Raw genomic sequence first — 22341 nt, forward strand, 5'->3', positions numbered from 1 at the left:
ATCTCAGCGGGCGGCGGGCGCAGCAGGCGAATCCGGGTCGATTTCCACGCCGTAGGACGTGATCGACGCGATCTCGGCGCCGGCGAATCGGCAGATGTGGCAACTGGAGACGATGGTGACGCCGTCCGGCCGCTGGTAGCGCCCGAGCACCTCGACGACGACGGTGTCGTCCTGTTCGACAGTCAGGCAGTGGTCCCACGTCGCGACGGTCCCGGCCAGACCGCCCGCGGTCTCGCGGCAGGTGCCGGTGACCGCGTCGGCGCCCTCCAGCACCGAGTAGCCGACGATCGTCCACTCCACGTCACGGGCCAGATGCGGGAGGGCCTCGTCGAATCGGTGCTGTGCGAAGGCGCGCGCGATCTCAGCCCGGTCGGTCGGTCCGCTCACTGCTCAACTCCTGTCGAAGGCGCTGTCGTCGAGGCTATCCCGGCACGCTGCGCGGCCGCACCAATGTGTACCGCGCCGAGCGTGGGGCGGCGGTAGTGTCTGCCCAATGAGCTCCGGCCACGATCCCTCACCCCAGCGTGAACTCCCACCCGGCATGACCGGGCAGCTGGATCTGCCCTACGCGGGCCTCGCGTCGTTCGGGCACCGTCCGTTCCTGACCGAGCCCGAGCAGTTGGACAGCTGGCAGCCGGATGTGGCGATCGTCGGAGCGCCGTTCGATGTCGCCACCACCAACCGGCCCGGCGCGCGCTTCGGCCCGCGCGCGATCCGCGCCACCGCCTACGAACCCGGCACCTATCACATGGATCTCGGGCTCGAGATCTTCGACTGGCTGGAGGTCGTCGACTTCGGCGACGCGCACTGTCCGCACGGTCTGACCGAGGTGTCCCACGCGAACATTCGCGAGCGGGTGCACACCGTCGCCTCTCGCGGCATCGTCCCGGTGGTCCTGGGTGGCGACCACTCGATCACCTGGCCGTCGGCCACCGCGGTCGCCGACGTGCACGGGTACGGCAATGTCGGGATTGTGCATTTCGACGCGCACGCCGACACCGCCGACATCATCGACGGCAACCTGGCCAGCCACGGCACCCCGATGCGTCGGCTGATCGAATCGGGCGCCGTGCCGGGAACGCATTTCGTGCAGGTCGGGCTGCGCGGATATTGGCCGCCGCAGGACACCTTCGAGTGGATGCAAGAACAGGGCATGGTGTGGCACACCATGCAGGAGATCTGGGATCTGGGCTTCAAGGAAGTGATGCGCCGCGCGGTGAGCGAAGCGCTGGCCAAGGCCGACAAGCTTTATGTCTCAGTCGATATCGATGTCCTCGATCCGGCTCACGCACCCGGCACGGGAACTCCCGAGCCCGGCGGAATCACCAGCGCCGACCTGCTCCGCATGGTCCGGCAGCTCTGCTATGAGCACGATGTCGCCGGCGTCGACGTCGTCGAGGTCGCCCCGGCCTACGACCACGCCGAACTGACGGTCAACGCCGCACACCGGGTGGTGTTCGAAGCGCTGGCCGGGATGGCGGCCCGCCGCCGCGACGCGGCCAACGTCAAGCCGGGCCCGCCGTCGCCGCTGGCGACCTAGATACCCGCTCCTGCCCGCCGGATCTAGTAGTCGGACTCGGCGGCCAGGATCTCGGCCAGGTAGGCGTCGGGCCCGGGTTCGGCCAGCCGCCGTCGGGCGAATTTGCGGACCCGGTCTCGGGCTTGCGCGGTCTCCGTCGTCTGTGCGCCGACGATCACGGCGGTCGACGACCAATCCTGATCCCACGCTTTGGCCGTGGTCACCGGCTGGCTGGTCCGGTCGATGAGGTCGATCTTGGCTCGTCCGGCATCGTCGAGCGACCCGGCAGCTGTGTATGCGCCACAACGAAATTCGACCGGGATACCATCCGACGAGCCGGGACCGATCACCGGGATGTGGAGTACTGCGCTGACTCGGTCGTCGTCGGCGATGACGGCCCAGCGGACGGTGCCCTCAGCGGCGTCGAACACGCCACCGGGAACTCCGGACCAGGCCATGGACGTGGCCCCCCGTGCGATCGATCCGGCCGTCGCGGGTCCACCGTCCGAGCCGGCGGCCAGCGCGTAATCATCTTGGTGCGCCGGTGCTGCGACGGCTGCCGCGCGGTCGGAGACCGCGTCGGCCAGCTCGGCCCAGCCCGGTGCGTCGACGCCGATGTCCTCGGCCAGCCGCACACACCGTGACACCAGCTCGAGTACGCGCGGGTCACCCACGAGCAGGTGCATGGCCAGCGCGTCGGCGTGCGGCGCCAGCAGTGCGGCGATATCCGCGTCGAGGCTGTCCTCCCCCACGAAGTCCTCGGCATGCGCTGTCACCAGCGCGATCTCGGCGTCCAGTAGGGCGGCGTCCAGGCCGAGGATGCCGTCGCGGATGCTGGCCGGCCACCATCTGCGAAGCCAGTGCCCGATGGCCAGCCGGTGCAGCCCGTCCAATGCGCCGGGGGTCACCTCGACACCCGAAAGATCCACTGCGGCTGCGGTTTCGGCGGTCTGCGCCGCGGCGGTGGCGACCGCGTGGTGGCCGGATTCGCCGACTACCCGCCACAACCAGTCGGCCCGGTCGGCGTCGGTGAGGGTTATCTGGGCGGTGGACTGCTCCTCATCGACGGTCCACGCCAGCACCGCGCCATCGACCTCCACCACCGCCAACAACGGCACTTCGGCGACCGCGGGACCGATGCGCCACAGCCCGGATTCGGCGACCAACCTCATTGCGCCACCTGAACTTCCAGCATGGACTTGATTCGTTGGCGGTGATCCAGGCTCACCGAACGGGCGACGCCCTCCAGCAGGGCCCGCAGGTCGTCGACGTCGTCGCAGGATTCCTGCCAGACGTCGCGGCCGTGCAGTCGTGCCCACAGCCGGCTCAGGTACGGCCGGGCGAAGTCGGCCAGATCGTCGACCACCTGACGCTGGCGCGGATGAAGCGGTTCGAGTGCGGCCAGGGCGCGCCGCGCATGCAGCACATAGGCCTCCTTGCGCAGCCTGGCCTGAATCGTCGCCGCCAGCTGATACCGGCTCACGGCCCGCTCGTCGAGCGGACTCAGCTGGCCGGCGATCTCGATCCCGGCCACCAGCGCGGCCTGCTTGTCCTCGCCCAGGAAACCCCAAGGCGCGCAAGCGCGGTCGACCTCTTCGGCGCACAGCAGCGGCACGTCGGGGAGCTCGTCACGATCCAGCGCCCGCCGCAGCGTCGCGCGGACACGGTCCACCACGCTGCGGTCCAGCGGCCGGTCCCGGTCCGACCCGCCGGACAACGGCGGCGCGGACAGCGGTAATGCCGAGGTCAGGCCCAGTTCGAGGATCGACCACGGTAGCGCCGACGGCTGGGTGCGGGCCTGGGCGCCCAGATTGTGCGGGGTCGCATCGGCGATCAGCGCCGACCACACCCGCTGGCGGGCCACGGTGGCGCGATGCCCCTCGGCCGGACCCAGCACCGTGGTCAGACCGGCCAGGAAGGGTCCGGTCATGCTGTCGTCGGCACGCACATCGGCCCAGCTGCGGTGCAATTGGGCCGACAACCGGGCGAGCACCTGCGGTGAGGCCACCAGCTCGTTGAGCACCTCGACGCCGGTGCGGTCACGGTCGTCGTGCACGGCGCGCAGTGCTGCCACCGCCGTCTGCTCGCCATCGGCACCAGGTGGCCCGTGGGTCACTGCGAGCTCGAAACAGATTGGGAAATAAAGATCTTGGGCGTTGCCGGCGGTGATGCGCAATCGGCGCCGCTGCGTCTTCATCAGCTCGAACCACGCCGCGGTCGAACGCAGCCGGTCGGCGTGGCCGGCGATCACGTCGGCGATCTGGCCGGCGACGTCGGAATCGACGAACGGCGCCGAATAGGCAGGGTTGCTGCGCAGTCGCAGCACCAGCGGGTCGAGGATCCGCTTCACCGTGCGGCGCAGTGGCCCGCCGTCGTCACCGCTGAGGACTTCCACACCGGGCCCCAATGCCCGCCACGCACGGTCGATCACGGCACGCCGCGGTTGCGACGTGCCGACGGCGATGACCGTGTCCGAGCCGGCGCTCATCGGGACAGGATAAGCGCAGCGGGAAGTTGGGTTCGGTAGCCGGTGACGGTAGGCACGCTGCTCACCATGTCTGATGCACTGCTGGGCGCCATCGCCGTCGTCTCCGCCATCGCTCTCGCCTCGATCATCGTCGCCGCCGGTCTCGGCGGGCAGCCGCCACGAACGCAACGCCCCCGCCGCACGCGCTGCCCGCGCTCGATCGGTGTCGGCACCGTTCAGATGGTGGCGGGTGCCGACGATCCCGTCATCGTCGTCGAAGTGGAGAGTGTTGCCGGCCAGCGCTTCACCGGGCGACTGTGCCATGGGCACGATGATCCGGTGGTTGCGGCACTGCGTCCCGGAGTGATCGTACTGGTGTCGTTCGACCCGGCCAGCCGCAAGCAGCTCGCGCTGGCCGACGATGCCATCGCCGTACGTGCGGCCGCCGACCAGGCGCTGCTGCGCCAGGGTGTGCTCACCGACGACCAGCTGGATCTGATCCGGTTCGGCACCCGCTCGTGCGGTGTGGTGACGGGGATGCGGCCCACCGGCCGCGAACGCGCCGACTACCGCGAGGTCGAACTGAACCTGATGGTCGCCCGCCCGGGTGGCGGCCAGTTCCCGGCCCGCGAAACCACCCTGGTGCCCGAGTCCGCGCTGGCCAAGGTCACCCCGGGCAGCATCATCGATACCTACTACCTGCCGGAGGACGAGTCCGCGATCGCGGTGTGCCTGCCCCCCGCCTGACCCGCTCACCGCTGCTCTGTCGCGGCCGCCGCCGCTCACCGGGCGCCCCCGACCGCGAAGGTGACCACCGCGGCCCAGTACAACGGGCAGGCGGTGGTATCGCCGTCGCGCCACCGCCGCATCTGCTCGCGCTGCCAGCGGTTCAGGCTCAAGACCGCGTCGTCGGCCTCGTGCGCGTCGTCGACGGCCATCACGACCTGAGCCATCGGATCCTCGGCGCGGCCGGTGAACCGGCGGTATCCGGCCGTCGTCGGCAGTGACCACAGCGTGGCGGTCACCAGTTCGCTGCCGCTGAGCACCATCGCCGCGACCAGGCCAGTCGCCTCGTCGAACTGATAGTCACCGCCGGAGCCGCACGCCAGCAGAGCCACCCGGGGCGGCACCGACAACTGCGCGGCCATCAGGTCCGCGGCCAGCAGCGGACGGTGGTCCCCCACCGGTTCGGCAGCGCCGTCGGCTGCCGACGTGCAGGCCAGGTGCAGGGCGGCGCGGTCGGCGTAGCCGTGCGTACGGTCGGCGGCACTGGCATGACCGACATACAGCATCCGGCTGGGGGCACGGTCCAGCAGGCTGACCAACCAGCCGCGGTCGGCGTCGCTGCGGCGGAACAACTCCACGGCAGCGCCGACCTCCGGCAGCACCGGACGGTGCGCGCGCAGGTCGTCGAAATGGCGCGACAGAGTGCTCTGCGCTGACGGCCGGCCCAGCACCGAACCCAGCGGTGAATCCGGGCGCTGACCCGGAACCCGGGGGTCCATCACGAGAAGTGCCGGTGCGTCTTTCTTTTCCCGCCAGCAGGAGGGTGTGCGAGGCGCATGGACGATATTGGGCGGCACCGCCATCACCACGTCGACCATCTCCATCAGGCGGAATCCTTCGGTGACGGCGTGGATGTCGGCGAGCTGCCACGGGATGCGTGCCGCGGTGGTGCCCTTGAACGTCACGGCCTCCTTGCGGGCGGCCACCAGCTCCTCGGGACTCGGGCCGGTCAACGGGACCGCCAACGCGCCCCACGGGATACGGGCCAGCCGTGCGCTCGGCGAGATGAACAGCACCGGCCGCGGATCGGCGACGGATGCCGATTCCCGGGTCGCTTCGCTCCTGCCCTCCGATGCGGAGAGCAGCTGCCAGGCCGGGGCGGCGATCAGCAGCACACCCAGGATGTAGGCGAGGGTCAACTCGCCCTCCGCCGAGGCGAACGGGCCGCGGGTGAGGGCGCGGTCGAGCGCCTCACTCAAGCTCTCGTCCCCGTCGGGGTCGGGCAACGCGCCGTTCAGCTCCTCGAGCGCGGCCAGCACGATCGGCTCGTGCACGACCCAGGTCACGGTGCGATCCGGCTGCCCGACAATCCGCAGGCTGGCATACGTCGCCACGCCCACGTCGGCGAACCTCAACACCAGGGTCGTACTCATGGCCACGTCGACCAGACCGGCGCGTCGGAGGTGACGGCCTGGCCGTAGCGGTTCTGCGCCAGAAGTCGGTACCTGACCAGAATGGGGCTCCCGTCCGGCTCCATCTGCAGGGGTGGCAGCGCACCCAAAGTGGTCTGCGTCAGCGCGTCGACCACGAACCCACCGGCGGCCAGTGCCTCCTCGTCCCAGGTCTCGACGGGGACCGTCACCGTCGCCGGGGCGTCCCACCCGCCTGCTTCTCCGCGGGGCTCGTTGGCGAAAGTTCCTCGTGCGCAGTGATATTCGATAAGTTCGCTGAGAAGGGCGTCGTTCTCCCACTCCCAGGCCACCGAGAAGGCGCCGGCCAGCATGCGTGCCGAGACCTGTGAGGCCCACCGCCAGCGCGCATCGGCATCGGTCATGGCGTAGCGCACGGAGTCGACGGCCAGGGCGGCGGGGATCTTGAGGTCGGCGGCCTTTTCGAGCTTGGCCAGGGCGCTGCGGTGGCGTTCGCTTCCGACGTCGAAACGCGTGACTCCGAGCGAGGCCACCTGACGTTCCTGCAGCTGCTGCCAGTCGTCATTGGACGGATCGCCGATCCCGTCGAAGTTCAGGTCGGCCAGGGCGTCGGCGCGCCAGATCGAGCCGAGGTGGTCGTCGAGCCTGGCGTACTGCAACCAGCTCGACCGCGGCCAGCTGTCGAGGAATTCGCGAGCCTCGGTCACTTGCTGCACGGCCGCGGCAAAGTCGCCGCGAAACACCGAGATCCAACTGCGCTGCATCAGGATGCGGTGGATGTAGAGCGGGCGGCCCAGTTCGCGCCACTGCAGTTCGGCGTGGCCCCAGGACTCGTCGGCTTCCTTCAACCAGCCGACGCCCAACCGGGTGAGTCCGAAGTACAGCCAGCAGCGGGCGACATCGTTGGCCCGCGAGTGCTCGGCGATCACCGGGTAGGCGGATCCGACCAGTCGTTCGGTGGACTCGTGGTCGCCCCGCAGCCAGGTGGCCGCGGCGGTCTCGAGTTCGGCTCGCGCCCAATACAGTTGCCATCCCCGGCGCTGCGCCCGCGCGCCCGCCCGGCGCAACCACTCGTCCCCTTCGGCCAGCCGGCCGGTCTCGACGCAGAACCGGCCGTAGGCGATACCCGCGGCGACCAGTAGCTGGTCGGCCTCGTCGGTGCCATCGGTCAGTCCCTCGACGACCGGAATGATGTTCTGCCACAGTGTCGCTGCCGGTACATGCAGATCGTCGTCGCACAGCGCCGTCGCGCACAACACAGCCGCCAGGGTGGCCAGGTGGTGCTGCTCGGGTGCCAGGTCGGCGAACCGGTGAGCCGCCTCATCCGCCTGCAGGCCGGCGAGTTCGGCTGCGGCTTCTTCGTGATCGCCCGCGGCCGCGGCCAGGCCGGTGCGCAGGAAGCGGGCCCGCAACGTGAACCGGGCGACCATGTGGTCGGTGTCGGGGTATTTGGCCAGGCAATCCGACATCCGCTGCAGGCATTCCCGGGTGCCGTCGTATGCCGTTCTGGTGAGATAGATTTCGCCGAGCTGGGCAAAGACCTCCAGTGCCAGATCGTCGCGATCCTCGCGCTCGATCTCCTCCATCAGCGACAGCAGAAGCTCCTTGGCCGCTTCCTCTTTGGCGGCGAGAGCAAGCTGGCGGGCTCGCTGTAGCTCACCGATAATGGACACGGCTGCATCATAAATCGCGCGCAAGCGGGTCTGGAGATAACGGCGGGACGGCGGACGTGCCTGGCACGTCCGCCGCCGGTTGCCCGGGGTGCTTGTCACGTCACTTGCAGGTGACGGTGATTTCGAACTTCTTGCTGATCATGCCGGCCATCGGGTTCTTCATGTCGGCGCCGGCCGCCTCACCGGTGATCGTGTAGGTGCTGCCGTCCACCTTCACGTCGGCCGAACCGGTGCCCATGCCCCCGGCCTGGCTGACTGCGAGGGCGTTGCCATCGACGACCATCCCCAGGGACTGGACCTTCGGCGGCTGACCGTCGGTCATGACCACGCCGAGCCCCTGCTGGCCGCCCACCGCGCCGCTGGCGATATTGATCGTGCCGCCCTGCTTCACGCAGGTCACGGTGTTGAGGTCGAGGCCCTGCAGGTCACTGCCGTCGACCTTGACCGACGTCGTCCCGCCGGAGGCGACTGTGGCACTCGACGGTGCGGAACCCGTCGCTGAGCTGGTGCCCTTGCTGCTGCTGTTGTTGTCGGAGCAGCCAACCAGCATCACGCTGCAGCCGACCACACCGATACCGACCGCGAGAATTCGCTTCACCTGTGTTCCCTTCGTTCGCGGCGCCTCGGTGGCGCCGTCACGAAGCAAGTACAGGCGGCGGCGGTGGCTACCGATCCCAAACTTCCGGGGTCTAGCGAAGGACGGTCCCGCCGTCGACGTTGATGACCTGGCCGTTGACCCAGGCCGCATCGTCGGACAGCAGGAAAGCCACCATCGCAGCCACATCATCGGGGTCGCCCACCCGCGGACTGCGCATCCGGCGCAGGGCCGCGCTCTCGAGGTCGGGCCACTGCGGTGCCGATCTGATGGCCTCGGTGGCGGTGAAGCCGGGAGCGACGGCGTTGCACCGGATCCCGTCGCGGCCCCACCGTGAGGCGACGTGGCGGGTCAGGGCGCCGATCCCGGCCTTGGCCGTCGCGTAGGCCGGGCGGGCCGGCTCGCCCTGGAACGCCGCAGCTGAGGACATGTTCACGATCGCGCCTCCGCCGCGTGAAAGCATTTGCGGGATGGCATATTTCATCGCAGCGAGATAGCCGCGCAGGGTCACCGTCATGGTGCGGTCCCAAATGTCGAAGTCGATGTCGACGACATCGGTGTCGCCACGCAGCGCACTCATGTCTGCGCCGACGTTGAACAGCAGGTCCACACCGCCGAACGCGGCGACCGCAGCGTCGATCAGGCCCCGCACCGACTGCGGGTCGGCCAGATCGAACGCCACTGCGACGGCGCTGCCCCCGGCATTGGTGACCGCGCCCGCGGTAGCGCCGGCTCCCTCGGCGACAACGTCGCCGATCACCACCCGTGCGCCCTCGGCAGCCAGCCGGCCCGCGGTGGCGGCACCTAGCCCGCTGGCACCACCGGCGACGACCGCGACTTTTCCGGCCAGCCCCCGGCTCACGCCTTGGCCAGCTGCTTCTCGGCGTACCGGGCGGCCCATTCCTTGCGGGAGCGGATGGAGGTGTCGACGTCGCCGGCCTTGGCCCGCAGGCCCTTGACTGTGGCGTCTTCTTTGGCGGTGCGGGCGAAGGGATCCCAGCTGAAGAACCGGCAGGAGTTCTCCCAGGTGATCTTGTTGATATCGGAATCCGAGGCGCCCGCGGCGTTCAACTCGGCAAGCACCTGCTCGGGGGCATCGGGCCAGAAGCAGTCCGAGTGCGGGTAGTCGCACTCCCAGGCGATGATGTCGATGCCGATCTCGTGGCGCAGTTTCAGCGATGTCTTGTCGGTGACATAACAGGCCAGCGAATGGTCGCGGAACACCTCGCTGGGCATCTTGTCGCCGAAGTCGCGCCGCAGCCACTTCTGGTTGGTGTAGTGCCGGTCGCTGCGATCCAGATAGAACGGAATCCAGCCGATACCGCCCTCGGAGAAGGCGAACTTCAGATCCGGATAGTTGCGCATGGCCGGTCCCCACAACAGGTCCTGGGCGCACATCGCGGACACCTGGGTCGCCAGGATGATCATGTTGTCGATCGGTGCATTGGGGGCCATGCTGATCGCGCCGAAGCCGGTGCCGATGTGCAGGCACATCACCACGTTCTCCTCGGACAGCGTGGTGAACACCGGACCCCAGTAGTCCTCGTCGTGGTAGCTGGGCAGGCCCTCCAGATGGGGCAGCTCGGGCATGGTGACCGCCCGGCAGCCCTTGGCGGCCACCCGGCGGATCTCGGCGCACATCCCCTCGGGCGTCCAGGTCGGCAGGATCGCGATCGGGATGAAGCGATCCGGGTAGGAACCCGCCCACTCGTCGATGTGCCAGTCGTTGTAGGCCGACACCATGACGAGTGTGACGTCTTCGCGAGTCATGTTCAGGTGCCGGGCCGAGAAGCCGGTGAACGTCGGGAAGCACATCGAGGCCAGGATGCCGTTGCGGTTCATATCCCGGACCCGCTCGTGCACGTCGTAGACGCCGGGACGCATCTCGGCGAATCCGGCCGGATCGCGGCCCCACTCCTCGGCCGGCCAGGACACCACCGCGTTGAGACCGCTCACGCCCTGGGGGCGGCCCTGGTACATCCACTGGTCGACGCCCTTGTCATCGGTCACGACGATCGGGGCCTCGGGCTTGAACTTGGCCGGGACGTGGTTGAGGAACATGTCGGGGGGCTCGACTACGTGGTCGTCGATGCTCACCAGAATCAGGTCGTCGACATTCATGGGTTAAGTTGTACCCTCGATAATCGTGACCGTCTCCGCACATTCGGCCAGAGACTTGGCCGGAACGGCCAAAATTAGCCGGGGTGCTCAACCGGCCAACATCGGCCAGGTGGAGCTGCGCCGGGGCGGGCGCGTCCTGGCCGGCAGCTACCTGTACGAGGGAGAGCTGCTGGTCACCGGCTGGCATTTTCACGATGTGCACCAGATCGAGTACGCGATCGGCGGCGTGGTCGAGGTCGAGACGACGTCGGCGCACTACCTGCTGCCGCCCCAGCAGGCGGCCTGGATCCCGGCCGGCCTGGAGCACCAGGCGACGATGAACCCGTCGGTCAAGACGCTGGCCGTGATGTTCGACCCGGAACTGATCCCCACTGCCGGCGACCGTGCCCGGATCCTGGCCGTCTCGCCGCTGATCCGGGAGATGATGCTCTACGCGCTGCGGTGGCCGATCTACCGGGGCGCAGGCGCCGCCGAAGAGGACAAAGCGTCCGACGGGTTCTTCCGCACGCTGGCCAACCTGGTGGCTGAGGCACTGGATCACGAAGCACCGCTGAGCCTTCCGAGTTCTGATGACCCGGTGGTCGCCGCGGCGATGGCATACACCAAGGAACATCTGCAGTCGGTATCGCTGCAAGAAGTGTGCAAAGCCGTCTCGGTCTCCGAACGCACACTGCGGCGGCAGTTCCAGAACGAGGCCGAGATATCCTGGCGCACTTACCTTCTGCACGCCAGGATGCTGCGGGCGATGGCACTGCTGGCTGCGCCCACGCAGAGTGTGCAGCAGACCGCGACGGCCGTCGGCTTCGACAGTGTCGGCTCGTTCACCCGGGCGTTCAGCCAGTTCTGCGGGGAGACCCCGTCGTCATACCGACGGCGTGTCACCAGCGCCGGTGGGTGAGGTGACCGCGCGCCGATGGCTGCGCTCGTGCCAGCGCAGGCGCAGCAACAACAATCCGCGGTGCGCCTCGAAGCCCAATGACAACGGATGTCGCCACGGGCCCGATCGTGTTCGCCGTGTTTGTGTCACACCACCACTGTGCCAGCCGGACGACACCGGTCGCCGAGACACACGCCCCGATGTGCCGTTTGTCACCTGAAGTTTGTTGTCCGTCAAGAATCCTCGTCAACACCGGTGATCGCGGCGACCAGCATGCCGAGTTCGCCACCCAGAGCCCCGCGGACCTCCCGGCCGGCCCGCTTGGCCGACTCGCTGACATCGCCGCGAGCGGCGAGGCTGGTGGCCCTCAATTCCGCGACGTTGCGGTCGAACACCTCGCGAACATTGTCGCCCGCAGTAGCGGCTGCCGCCACCGCGAATGCGCCGTCGAGTGCCGAACCGGCGACCGTGCCCTGCGCCGAGGCCAGCGAGCTCGCGACCTCGCCGGCATATCCGAGGACAGCGACCGGCAGGGCGGCTTGATGGCCGACGTAGGTGGTGACCGCGGCACGTAGCCGGCCGCTCGCCTCGCCGAGCACGTCCTGCACACCGGTGCCGGTGCGCTCCCACGCCGCCGCGATGGTCTCGCCGTCTTGAATGGCACCGGCGAAGGTTGCGGGCGCGTGCGCGATAGCGGTGGTGACATCCGTTGCGGCGTCGATTAATTGGCTGCTCAAAGCCTGGCCGGCGGCGATCTGGCGCTCGAGGACCTGACGGATGGCAAGCGTCATTCGTTCGTCCCGCTCGCTGTGCTCACCGTCTTCGGTTGTCTCATCAGGTGTTTCACCCGGCAGGAGTTCGGCGTCGAGCACTTCGGCGACCTCGACGACGTCGTCGGCGGTCGGAACGGCGTTGACTGTTTCGGACTCGGTCGTGGATTCAGACATGCGCCCAGTCAACTCGTCCGGGCCGACGCGACGATATCGGTGACGTGACGAACGGGACTCCGGCAGGCAAAGAGCAGGCGGCCCGGCTTTCTCTGGCTACCAGGATGCAACCAGCTGTCATCCAGCTTGTTGCCAGAGAGTGGTCCTATTCTCAGCTTTCGCGTCCCGGCGACTGTGACGCTGCCTATCGAAGCCCAGCGGTGGAGGTCGATCGCTATGACCAAGCTCATCCGACTCGGACTCGGCGCCCTCGGCGTCGGTGCGATGTCGCTCACCTTCGGATCCGGTGTGGCGCAAGCCGACGACTATGCCGGACAGTCTTATTCGGATGCCTCCTCGGCCATCAGCGGTGCCGGAGAGAAGGCCGTGATCGCCACAAGCGTCGGAGACGGCGTCAACCAGGGTGACTGCGTAGTGACGCACTCGCAGAAGGCGCCCTGGCTCAAGGGTGACAACTTCTCCCCGGTCACCGACACCGTGCTGCTGTATCTGAATTGCGACGCCAAACTCGCGACGGCGGGTAAGTCGGGCAACTCGCTGGCCAGTCCGGAAGGACGCGCGGAAAAGGAATCCGAGGACGAGGAGGCCGCCAAGGAAGCCGCCGCCCAGCAGGCCGCTGCCCAGCAGAACCAGTCGAGCGAGTTGCTCGCACCCGGCGGCGACTGACGATCTCGCGCCCCGGCTTGCCGCCGAGGCGTTCGGCGGCAAGGATTTCGTGGCAATGGATGCCAAACACGCCGCTGAACTCGCCGATCTCGACGCCATCGGGCAGGCCGCGCTGGTCGCGTCCGGGGAACTGACGGCCGAAGAACTGCTCGACGCGGCGATCACCCGGGCCGAGGCCACCCGTGGGCTCAACGCGATCATCACCGATCTCTTCGAACGCGGCCGCGATCAAGCCGCCGCCCTCGATCGGTCCGGAGCGCTGCGCGCCGGCGCGGCCGGTCCACTGGCCGGAGTTCCCTTCCTGCTCAAGGATCTTGGCGCGTCGCTGGCCGGGGCTCGCGAGGCCATGGGTTCGCGGGCGCTGCGCGACCACGTCGCGACGCAGACCGCATGGATCGTCGAGCGGTACCTGGAAGCCGGCCTGGTGGTGTTCGGCAAGACCAACACCCCCGAATGGGGAAACCACTGCACCACCGAACCGTCGCTGTTCGGTCGCACCGCCAATCCATGGTCACCGGACATCACCCCGGGCGGCTCCAGCGGCGGATCGGCTGCCGCGGTGGCCGCCGGGGTGGTGCCGGCCGCCTCGGGCGGCGACGGGACCGGCTCGATCCGGGTGCCCGCGGCCTGCTGTGGACTGGTCGGGCTCAAACCCCGCCGTGCGCGCACGTCGTTCGCTCCGTCCGGGCACCTGCTGGAGGGGCTGGCCGTCGAGCACGCCCTGACCCGCACGGTCCGCGACAGTGCCGCCCTGCTCGATGCGGTGACCGGAGGCGCGCCCGGTGATCCCTACAACGCGCCGTTGCCGGCCCGGCCATTTCTCAGTGCGATCGGCCAGTCGCCGCCACAGCAGCGGATCCTGATCGCCACCGACTCGCCCTTCCCCGGCCCGCCGACCGACCCCCGCGTTTCGGCTGCCGTCGAAAATGCCGGGCGCGCACTGGAATCGATCGGCCATCACATCGAGCCGGGGGCGCCGAGTTTCGACCCCGACGCCGTCGCCACCGCGATCGCGGTGCTGCACAACGTGAGCAATGTGCAGCTGTACAACCTCGCCAGATCTCACCTGCGCCGCGACCCGCGCGAGGACGAATTCGAGCCCAGCAGCTGGGTGATGATGCGCGAGGGCTTCACCACGGCGGGGGTCGACTATGCCGATGCCATCGACACCATCCACGCCCAGACCCGCCAGTTCGTCGCCGGGATGAACGCCCATGACGTGCTGCTGGTGCCGACGCTGCTGGCACCGCCGCCGGGCTACGGTGTCCTGGATCAGCCGCGCGGCACCACGCGGGCGTTCTTCGACGTCGAGTTCGCCCACACCGGGTGGACGACGATGGCCAACGTGACCGGCTGGGCGGCCATCTCACTGCCGTTGGCGATCACCGGGGACGGCCTGCCGATCGGGGTCCAGCTGATGGCGCCCGACGAGACGATCCTTCTGCAGCTCGCCAGCCAACTCGAAGCCGCCGTTCCATGGGCGCAGCGGCGACCGCCGGGATGGCTCGGCTCACTCGACTCCTTCAGCGGTGGGCCCTTTGGATGAACCGCACAGCGGAAATCGCCCGCGTGACACACTGTGCCCATGGTTGTCTCTATCGCCCGTCCGAAGCTGGAGGGCAATGTCGCTGTCGGTGAAGACCGCCAGATCGGGTTCGCCGAATTCGGCAGCGCCCAGGGCCGGGCTGTTTTCTGGCTGCACGGCACCCCGGGAGCCAGGCGCCAGATTCCGATGGAGGCCCGGGTCTTCGCCGAACAGAACGACATTCGGCTGATCGGGATCGACCGGCCGGGTATCGGCTCGTCCACCCCGTTCCAGTACGACAATGTGCTGGCCTTCGCCAGCGACCTGTCGATCATCGCCGACACCCTGGGCGTCGACAAGATGGCCGTCGTCGGCCTGTCCGGCGGTGGCCCGTACACCCTGGGCTGCGCGACCGCGATGCCCGACCGGGTCGTGGCCGCCGCGGTGCTCGGCGGGGTGGCCCCGACCGTCGGCCCGGACGGCATCGGCGGCGGGTTGATGAAGGTGGGCACGGCCGCTGCGCCGCTGATCGAGATCGCCGGGGCTCCGCTGCGGCTAGCGGCCGTCAGCCTGATCCGGCTGATCAAGCCGGTGGCCGAACCGGCCCTGTACCTCTACGCGGGCATTTCCCCCGAAGGCGACCGCAAGATGTTGGTCCGCCCCGAATTCAAGGCGATGTTCCTCGACGATCTACTCAACGGCAGCCGCAAGCAGATGGCGGCGCCGTTCGCCGATGTCGTGGTCTTCGCCAGGGACTGGGGATTCCGGCTCGACGAGGTCAAGGTGCCGGTCCGCTGGTGGCACGGCGACCGCGACCACATCGTGCCGTTCGCGCACGGCCGGCACGTGGTGTCCAAGCTGCCCGACGCGGAGCTGTACGAGCTGCCCGGTGAGAGTCACCTCGCCGGCCTCGGCCGCGCGGAGGACATCCTGCGCACCATGCTCAAACTGTGGGACGACGCCGAGAACCCGTGACCCAGCAGTGAATTCGCCTCGTGGGCAACCGACTAGGTGCCCAGCTGGCTCTTGATCAGTGCGTCCTGATTCTGGCCGAACTCGACGACTAGGTCCTGAGGTACCGGATCCCCGGCGGGGCCGGTGAACTCGAGCGACGAGGCCGCATTGCCCTCGGTGAAATACAGCACGCTCAGCGAGCGCGTGCCATCCGGGGAGGTGCCGGTGATCAGCTGTCCGTTCGTTCCGACCGGAACCGAGACGGTCTTGGAGTTGGCCACCGGCGTGGCGGCCTGTGCGGAACTGATCGCACCCGCGGCCGCACCTGGATCACCCAGCACCCATACGGTGTCGGCGATCGTGCGCCCGTCGCGATGGGTGTACATCGTCATGGCGCCGGGCTGGCCGCCAGGATTGAGGACCGGCGGGGCCGCGGTGTAGGCCAGTGAGTCGGTCACCACGTTCGGGTCGATGAGCAAGACGGTGTAGTCACCGGGATCTGCTGCGGCCAGGCCGGTACCACATGACATGCCCGCTGAGAGCAGAGCTGCGGCGGTCAGACCGCCGATACGACGTGAGGTCATAGAGGATCTTCCATTCGGGAAAGTTTTTTCTGGCAGGTCAATTCGTCGCAATTGCGATCAGCAGGGGTAGCAGCCCCAGCCGCGCCATCCGTCGCGCCAGAAAAAGCCTGCGCCACAACCCATGTTGCCCGTGCCGCCCTGGCAGTCCAGCGCGGTGATGATGGGCGGCGAATTATGCGGCGCCGAGGGCGTCGCGTTGTTGGTCGAAGCCGCATTGGCGGTAACTGCACCGGCCAGCGAGCCGAACATCATGCTTGCGGCGGCAATACCCATGATGAATTTACGCATTGAATCTCCCCAAATTCGGGTCGCGCTGAAAGGGACTTACTTACGCTACGGCAGGTAATCGACCGTGAACGGCAATTCGGGCGGTTTGTTCACCAATGATTCGATTCTCCTGTTCTCCGGTAATGCCCAATGCCCCCATGTGCGAGGGCCGGAAGTCCCTGTCGGCCGGGCAATGCCGCGGGAGAAGCTGATTGGCGTAACGCCAACCCGCCATCGAAAGGTTCCGCTATGAATGACGCCCTCGCCGAGCGCAATTACGCCTGGCGGATGATCCGCACCGCACGCCTGTCTCAATCCACCGCGGTGCATGCGGACGGTGCCGACATCGTCACGGTGCTCAGTGAAGCCCTCGACGCCGGCCTGGGACGCGCCGAAATCATCGTCGAACTCGCCGATCTCGGGGCGCGCATGTTCGCGCTGTGTAATCCCGCCGATCTCACCGACGACGAAGCCGCGGTCTGCTCCGCCTAACCGCCAAGCAGCGTGCGCCGCAACAGGTGCATCGCCACCGTGGTGGAGCGCTCGCGGATATCGCCGCGCTCCCCCGGCAGCCGCACCTGCCGGCTGACCGTGGTGCCATCGGCCAGCATCACGCAAAACCACACGGTCCCCACCGGTTTGGCGTCCGTTCCGCCACCCGGTCCGGCGATGCCGGTGATCGCCACCGCGGTGTCGGCCGCGAACCGCCGCAGCACTCCTGCCGCCATGGCCTCGGCGACTTCCTGTGAGACCGCGCCGTGGGTGTCGATGAGCGCCGGGTCGACGCCCAGAACATCCACCTTCGCCTCGTTCGCGTACGCCACGATCGCACCCGCAACGTATGCCGACGAACCGGGCTGGTCGGTCAGGCGGGCCGCCAGCAGGCCGGCGGTGCACGATTCCGCCGTCGCGATCCGCCGCCCCGCCAGCAGGTGGGCGACCTGGTCGTCGACCCGCGAACCGTCTTCGGAGAACACCAACTCCCCGTGCCGGGCCCGCACCAAGTCCATCAGCTTCCGATAGGCCTCGACGCTGTGCGGCTCGTAGCGGGTGACCATTTCCACTTCGCCGCGCCGCAGGCAGGTGGTGATCTCCAAATCGCCGAAGCCCGGAATGCTTTCGGCCTCGCGCAGCGTTTCGGCCAGCCCGGATTCGGCCAGCCCGAACATCCGCACCGTGTCCTGGCGGTAGACGGTCCGTCCGGCGATCGCCTGCTGGACGGCGTCGTCCGACATCGCGGCCGGCCACATCGCCTGCAGCTCGCGCGGCGGTCCGGGGAGAACCAACACCGTCGGCGTGCCGGGCACCACGACACCGGGCGCGGTCCCGACCGGGTCGAGGACATGCGCGTCCACCGGCACCATCGCCTGCTTGCGGTTGGCCGCGCGAACAGCGTCGAAATCGACACCGCTGAAGCGGGCCATCAGGTTCTTCAGGATCGCGGCGATCTTGGCTTCCAGTTCCGCGTCGAGCCTCAGCTCGCGACCGCAGAAGCGGGCCACCGTCTCGACGGTCATGTCATCGGCGGTCGGCCCGAGGCCTCCTGTCGTGACGATCAGGTCGACGCCCTCGGCGGCCAGGAAACGCAACTGTGCCTCGATATCGGCCGCCCGGTCACCGCAGATGGTGATGTGGGCCAACTCGACACCCAGCTCCAGCAGCCGGTCGGCGACCCACGGGCCGTTGGCGTCCGCCACCCGGCCGGTCAGGACTTCGGTGCCGGTGACCACGATTCCCGCTCGCACGCTCATACCGTGCGAGGTTACGCAGTGCCGGTCAGGCGACGGGATCGGGCGTCAGCCCGGTGGCCTCGCCGAGCGCCTGCAGCCACGCGCTGGTGTCGGGAACGTAGAAGCCGACCTCGCCGCCCGCGGTGCGCAGCACCAGATGCGTCCAGCCGCCGACGACACTGCCCTTGAACACTTTCGAGCGCCGCAGTCCGGTGATCGTGTCGAGCGGGACACTGATGGTGGTTCCGGTGAACGTCACGAAGACCACGCGCCTGCGGGTCAGTGCGATACGGCCGCTGTTCTTCACCGTCGGGAAGCCCGGCGCGGTGGCGCCCCGGTAGTTGCCCTTCTCCAGCGGGCGGATGATCGTCTCGGCCGCCAGCTCGGTGTCGAGTTGTTCGGCGGCGGCGCGGTACTTGTTGCGATAGATCAGCACGATCGGCAGCGCGATGAGCGCCAGAACGACCGCGACACCGACAACGATGAGGATGATGGTGATCGCGATGTTCATGATCGGCTGCCTATCAGCGTGGCGCCGCGCCGGGTGCCCGGATCACAAGCGGCACAGCGGGGAACGCCGCCGCCATCTCGGTGCGTGATTTGCGAAGGGCACTGGTCCCGTATCCCTTCTTCCGGTGATCGGGATGAATCCAGATCCGTACGTTGACCTCGCCGCCGACCAGCTCGCCGAAGACCATGCCCACCTTGTGCTCGCCGTCGATCGCGACGAACCACGCCGCCTCTTCCGCGCTCAAACGGTCACGTGCCGAACGGATTTCATCGTCGATATTGCCGGCGGGCGCGCCAGAACCGTCACCGGCGGCGCCGACCTCCTGGGTTCGGGTGGCGAAGATATCCCGGTCGCTGTCATCGGAGAACGGGCGAAGCTGCAGGCTCTCGTCCGAGCTTGCCGGGCGCTCGCCGAGCGTGAACGACAGCTGGCTGTTGAGATCGTTGATCTCGGCGGCGATGCGGTCGCGCGAAGCCTTGGTCACCTGATCGAAGGACAGCCCGAGTACGGCTTCGCTGCCCAGGCGCGACGTGCCGAGCAGGGCGGTGATGGCGTCCACCGCCGCGGCCCGGTCATCGGCGTCGACGATGATGTCGAGCACTTCATGGCGGCGTTCGAGGGCCTTCAGCAGGGCGTCGGCAATCTCGCGGCGGGCGGCGGCGCGGTCGAGGTCGGTCATGGCCCAAGCCTAGTTCGACGGGCCGAGTTCGGCGGGGTCCGCGCAAACTCCGGCACCGACGTGCACCGTTCGTCGCCGACGTGCCGGGCGGTGCCGCAGTGCGCATCATGAAGGGAGCCGTCTGCGGCGCCGCCGGATGAGGCGGGCGCACCGCGGCTCTGCCAAGATGAACGCGCGGCAGATGATCGGTTGCGCCGGGGTGTCCCTGTCGCAGATCTCGACACGAGGAGCTTGGGGACGGTGGCGAAGACCTTCGGGACGATCGTCGTCATCCTGCTCCTGCTCATGTGTACCGGTGATGTGCGGTTGTTCAGCGCTTCGCAGCCCAAGCCCGCGCAGGACATCGAACTGGCCGACGGCTGGCGGCTCACCTCGGCGCAGGATCTGCCCGACGACGGTGCGGCGATCTCGGCCAACGGCTACGACGCGGCGGGCTGGCACCCGGTGCGGCGGATGCCGGCAACCGTGCTGGAGACCCTGCAGGACGACGGTGTCTACCCCAACCTCTACTACGGCAAGAATCTGCTCGAGGATGTCCCGCAGGACCTCTACCAGCAGGACTGGTGGTATCGCACCACCTTCACCGCGCCCGGCGACTACCCCAACTACGTACTGGACTTCCCCGGGATCAACTACCGCGCCGAGGTCTGGCTCAACGGCCACCGCGTCGCCGACAGCGCACACGTCGTCGGGATGTACAACGACCACGAACTCGACGTCACGCGCTGGATCACGCCCGACAAGCCGAACACCCTGGCCGTCAAGGTGACCCCGGAACGGGCCATCCAGGACGTCAACGGCGTCGAGCTGGCGGACAGCTGGTACGACTGGATCAACTGGCGCTACCTCGGCTATCGGGGGCCGGACAAGAACCCCGCCAACGGCAACTCCTTCGTGCCCGACCGCAACGCCGGGATCTGGAAACCGGTGTACCTCAAGACGTTCGGAGCAGTATCGATCGGCGATGCGACGGTCAACACCGAGCTTCCGCTGCCCGACACCGACCATGCCCGGCTGACGGTCTACGCACCACTGCGCAACTACTCCGCCGACAAGGCGCGCGGCGTCCTGCGCGCCACCATCTCGCGAGACGGCAAGGCGCCCATCCACGTCGAGGAGCCGGTCACGCTGATGCCCGGCGAGCAGCGTGAGATCGCGCTGCGCCCCGACCGATTCGCGGCGCTGGTGGTCGACCACCCCGACCTGTGGTGGCCCTACACGATGGGCCGGCCCGACCTCTACGACCTGAAGCTCGAGTTCGTCCAGAACGGGAACCCCACCGAGGTGTCGACTCTGAAGTTCGGCATCCGGCAGATCACCCAGGGTCGCGACTCCGACGACACGTTCGCCGAACTGGGCACCGGCGGCAACTTCTACCTTCAGGTCAACGGCAAGAACTTCCTGGTCCGCGGTGCCACCTACACACCCGACCTGCTCTACAAGTACGACCCTGACCGCGACGCCGCGATCCTGAGCTACGTCAAGGACCTCGGGCTGAACATGCTGCGGCTGGAGTCCAAGATCTCCTCCCAGCGCTTCGTCGAGATGGCCGACGAGCTCGGCATCCCGCTGATGTACGGCTGGATGTGCTGCAACCAGTGGGAGAAGTGGCAGCAGTGGGACGACGAGGATCGCCGCGTCGCGCAGGAGAGCCTGCGCAGCCAGATCGCGATGCTGCGCTCACACGCATCGGTGTTCGTCTGGGCCAACGCCAGTGACGGTCGCCCGCCCGCCGAGGTGTTGACCAACTACCACCAGATCCTGTCCGACCTGCACTGGCAGAACGCCACCGTGGACACGGTGTCGTCGCTGAACCGCGACGCCGACGGCCAGCAGCTGTGGGACGGCATCCAGATGGCCGGCCCCTACACGTGGCGCCCGCCGTCCTACTGGTTCAGCGGCCGGTACGGGGCGGCCCGCGGGTCGTCGGCCGAACAGGGCGACAACGAACACATCCCACCGTTCGCGAGCCTGCAGAAGTTCATCCCACCGGACAAGCTGTGGCCGATCAACGACACCTGGTTCTTCCATGCCGGATCGGATCCGCAGAATTCCCGGCTGACCAACGTCCAGCGCGTCATCGACCGACGCTACGGTCCGTCGACCAACGCGCGCATGTTCGCCGCCAAGGCCCAGTTGGCGCACTACGAGGCCACCCGCGCACAGTTCGAGTCGTTCGCCGCCAACGGCTGGGACGGCCACAAGATGACGATCTACTGGATGCTCAACAGCCACTGGCCGTCGTTCTTCGGCAACATCTTCGACTACTACCTGCGCCCCGGCGGTGCGTACTACGGCGCGAAGAAGGGCCTGCAGCCGCTGTCGGTGGTGTTCGACTCCTATGCCACCGGTAACCACCGCCAGGCCCGGGTCACCGTCGTCAACCAGACCCAGGATTCGCGGGAGGACCTGCGTGTCCGGGTGCGCACCTACGACCTGAAGGGCGCACTGCGCGACGACCGGGCCTCAGAGAACATCAGCGTCGATCCCGGCGGTGCGGTCCCGGCGATGACGCTGCCGCCGGGTCCGGCCGACTCCCCCGTCTTCTTCGTGCGCGCCGAGTTGCTCGATCCGACCGGCACCGTACTCGCCGACAACGTGTACTGGCAGTCCCGGCAGGCCGACGACGTCGGGCCCAACGACGCGGCGTTCAACGCCAACCAGGTCAGCTGGGCCGATATGACCGCGCTGAACTCGATGCCCAAGGTGCCGCTGCAGATCACCGCCACCGGCGGTGAGAACGGTGGGCGCGACGTCACCATCGAGCTGCACAACCCGACGAAGCGGATCGCCTTCTTCGAGCGGGCCGAACTGCTGTCCGGCCCGCTGGCCGACGAGATTCTGCCGATCGAATACGACGACAACTACGTGACCGTCTTCCCCGGCGAGACCGTCACGATCAAGGGTCGGGTGCCCAAGTCCGGACCCGCCCCCAGCTGGGTCAGGGTGACCGGGTACAACAGCACACCGGTGGTCGTCGAAGTCCGCTGACACGCACGTCGGGCTCACGATCGGTCACCGTCTGCGCGCGTGCCCTACATTCGGTCCTAGCGTCGACACCTCACCCAAA

At 68.2% G+C, this 22341-nt stretch carries 22 protein-coding genes; 8 read left to right on the plus strand and 14 right to left on the minus strand.

Annotated elements, in window-relative coordinates; genetic code table 11:
- Positions 1-3: 3 nt before the first annotated feature.
- Positions 4-387 carry a nuclear transport factor 2 family protein gene (locus tag HPC46_RS17170; protein ID WP_179471995.1) on the minus strand — a complete coding sequence of 128 codons (384 nt, stop codon included), beginning with the start codon at positions 385-387 and terminating at the stop codon, positions 4-6.
- A gap of 154 nt (positions 388-541) precedes the next feature.
- Here HPC46_RS17170 and speB point away from each other — a divergent pair, with 154 nt between their 5' ends.
- Positions 542-1540: an agmatinase gene (gene speB, locus HPC46_RS17175; protein WP_179472203.1), complete on the plus strand. Its 999-nt coding sequence runs from the start codon at positions 542-544 to the stop codon at positions 1538-1540.
- 23 nt (positions 1541-1563) lie between these two features.
- Here the strand turns inward: speB and HPC46_RS17180 are convergent, their stop codons facing one another.
- Together HPC46_RS17180 and HPC46_RS17185 are read right to left on the minus strand one after the other, a co-directional pair.
- On the minus strand, positions 1564-2691 hold the full coding sequence (locus HPC46_RS17180) for a hypothetical protein (RefSeq protein WP_179471997.1): 1128 nt from the start codon (positions 2689-2691) through the stop codon (positions 1564-1566).
- On the minus strand, positions 2688-4007 hold the full coding sequence (locus HPC46_RS17185; RefSeq protein WP_179471999.1) for a hypothetical protein: 1320 nt from the start codon (positions 4005-4007) through the stop codon (positions 2688-2690). The genes HPC46_RS17180 and HPC46_RS17185 overlap by 4 nt, the downstream gene beginning before the upstream one ends.
- 66 nt (positions 4008-4073) lie before the next feature.
- Between HPC46_RS17185 and HPC46_RS17190 the strand changes: the two genes are divergently transcribed.
- The gene (locus HPC46_RS17190) at positions 4074-4733 is read left to right on the plus strand and encodes a hypothetical protein (RefSeq protein WP_179472001.1); all 660 of its coding nucleotides are present in this window, start codon (positions 4074-4076) and stop codon (positions 4731-4733) included.
- Between the two features lie 35 nt (positions 4734-4768).
- Here the strand turns inward: HPC46_RS17190 and HPC46_RS17195 are convergent, their stop codons facing one another.
- From HPC46_RS17195 to HPC46_RS17215, 5 genes are all read right to left on the minus strand, one after another.
- Positions 4769-6145: a CHAT domain-containing protein gene (locus HPC46_RS17195; protein WP_179472003.1), complete on the minus strand. Its 1377-nt coding sequence runs from the start codon at positions 6143-6145 to the stop codon at positions 4769-4771.
- Positions 6142-7815 (minus strand): hypothetical protein, encoded by a 1674-nt coding sequence (locus HPC46_RS17200; RefSeq protein ID WP_179472005.1) that lies wholly within the window; start codon positions 7813-7815, stop codon positions 6142-6144. The genes HPC46_RS17195 and HPC46_RS17200 overlap by 4 nt, the downstream gene beginning before the upstream one ends.
- Positions 7816-7915: 100 nt before the next feature.
- Positions 7916-8413, minus strand: coding sequence for a lipoprotein LpqH (locus HPC46_RS17205; protein WP_179472007.1), 498 nt, complete (start codon positions 8411-8413; stop codon positions 7916-7918).
- A 91-nt stretch (positions 8414-8504) separates the two neighbouring features.
- Positions 8505-9311: an SDR family NAD(P)-dependent oxidoreductase gene (locus HPC46_RS17210; RefSeq protein ID WP_179472009.1), complete on the minus strand. Its 807-nt coding sequence runs from the start codon at positions 9309-9311 to the stop codon at positions 8505-8507.
- A complete protein-coding gene (locus HPC46_RS17215) occupies positions 9269-10531 on the minus strand; it encodes an amidohydrolase family protein (RefSeq protein ID WP_179472011.1) in 1263 nt (420 codons plus the stop codon). Before HPC46_RS17215 ends, HPC46_RS17210 begins: the two co-directional genes overlap by 43 nt.
- A gap of 25 nt (positions 10532-10556) precedes the next feature.
- On the opposite strand from HPC46_RS17215, the gene HPC46_RS17220 reads away from it, so the two are divergent.
- On the plus strand, positions 10557-11429 hold the full coding sequence (locus HPC46_RS17220; protein ID WP_179472013.1) for an AraC family transcriptional regulator: 873 nt from the start codon (positions 10557-10559) through the stop codon (positions 11427-11429).
- 212 nt (positions 11430-11641) lie between these two features.
- Here HPC46_RS17220 and HPC46_RS17225 read toward each other — a convergent pair whose 3' ends face one another.
- The gene (locus tag HPC46_RS17225; RefSeq protein ID WP_179472015.1) at positions 11642-12355 is read right to left on the minus strand and encodes a hypothetical protein; all 714 of its coding nucleotides are present in this window, start codon (positions 12353-12355) and stop codon (positions 11642-11644) included.
- 216 nt (positions 12356-12571) lie between these two features.
- On the opposite strand from HPC46_RS17225, the gene HPC46_RS17230 reads away from it, so the two are divergent.
- The 3 genes from HPC46_RS17230 to HPC46_RS17240 are packed head-to-tail and all read left to right on the plus strand — an operon-like array spanning position 12572 to position 15521.
- Positions 12572-13021: a hypothetical protein gene (locus tag HPC46_RS17230; protein WP_179472017.1), complete on the plus strand. Its 450-nt coding sequence runs from the start codon at positions 12572-12574 to the stop codon at positions 13019-13021.
- A 55-nt stretch (positions 13022-13076) separates the two neighbouring features.
- A complete protein-coding gene (locus HPC46_RS17235; RefSeq protein WP_179472019.1) occupies positions 13077-14567 on the plus strand; it encodes an amidase in 1491 nt (496 codons plus the stop codon).
- Between the two features lie 39 nt (positions 14568-14606).
- Positions 14607-15521 carry an alpha/beta fold hydrolase gene (locus HPC46_RS17240; RefSeq protein WP_179472021.1) on the plus strand — a complete coding sequence of 305 codons (915 nt, stop codon included), beginning with the start codon at positions 14607-14609 and terminating at the stop codon, positions 15519-15521.
- A 32-nt stretch (positions 15522-15553) separates the two neighbouring features.
- On the opposite strand, the gene HPC46_RS17245 is transcribed toward HPC46_RS17240, so the two are convergent.
- The gene (locus tag HPC46_RS17245) at positions 15554-16084 is read right to left on the minus strand and encodes a hypothetical protein (protein WP_179472023.1); all 531 of its coding nucleotides are present in this window, start codon (positions 16082-16084) and stop codon (positions 15554-15556) included.
- Between the two features lie 57 nt (positions 16085-16141).
- Positions 16142-16372, minus strand: coding sequence for a hypothetical protein (locus HPC46_RS17250; protein WP_179472025.1), 231 nt, complete (start codon positions 16370-16372; stop codon positions 16142-16144).
- A 228-nt stretch (positions 16373-16600) separates the two neighbouring features.
- Here HPC46_RS17250 and HPC46_RS17255 point away from each other — a divergent pair, with 228 nt between their 5' ends.
- Positions 16601-16843, plus strand: a complete 243-nt coding sequence (locus tag HPC46_RS17255) for a hypothetical protein (RefSeq protein ID WP_179472027.1) — start codon at positions 16601-16603, stop codon at positions 16841-16843.
- On the opposite strand, the gene HPC46_RS17260 is transcribed toward HPC46_RS17255, so the two are convergent.
- The 3 genes from HPC46_RS17260 to HPC46_RS17270 are packed head-to-tail and all read right to left on the minus strand — an operon-like array spanning position 16840 to position 19271.
- Positions 16840-18102, minus strand: a complete 1263-nt coding sequence (locus HPC46_RS17260) for a competence/damage-inducible protein A (protein WP_179472029.1) — start codon at positions 18100-18102, stop codon at positions 16840-16842. The genes HPC46_RS17255 and HPC46_RS17260 overlap by 4 nt on opposite strands.
- A gap of 25 nt (positions 18103-18127) precedes the next feature.
- Positions 18128-18592 (minus strand): hypothetical protein, encoded by a 465-nt coding sequence (locus HPC46_RS17265; protein WP_179472031.1) that lies wholly within the window; start codon positions 18590-18592, stop codon positions 18128-18130.
- Between the two features lie 13 nt (positions 18593-18605).
- Complete coding sequence (locus HPC46_RS17270) at positions 18606-19271, minus strand: GNAT family N-acetyltransferase (RefSeq protein ID WP_179472033.1); 666 nt, start codon at positions 19269-19271, stop codon at positions 18606-18608.
- A 285-nt stretch (positions 19272-19556) separates the two neighbouring features.
- Here HPC46_RS17270 and HPC46_RS17275 point away from each other — a divergent pair, with 285 nt between their 5' ends.
- Entirely contained in the window at positions 19557-22262 is a 2706-nt protein-coding gene (locus HPC46_RS17275) for a glycoside hydrolase family 2 protein (RefSeq protein WP_179472205.1), read from the plus strand.
- The last annotated feature ends 79 nt before the right edge of the window (positions 22263-22341 follow it).

The sequence above is a fragment of the Mycolicibacterium vinylchloridicum genome, assembly GCF_013404075.1.
GTDB lineage: Bacteria > Actinomycetota > Actinomycetes > Mycobacteriales > Mycobacteriaceae > Mycobacterium > Mycobacterium vinylchloridicum.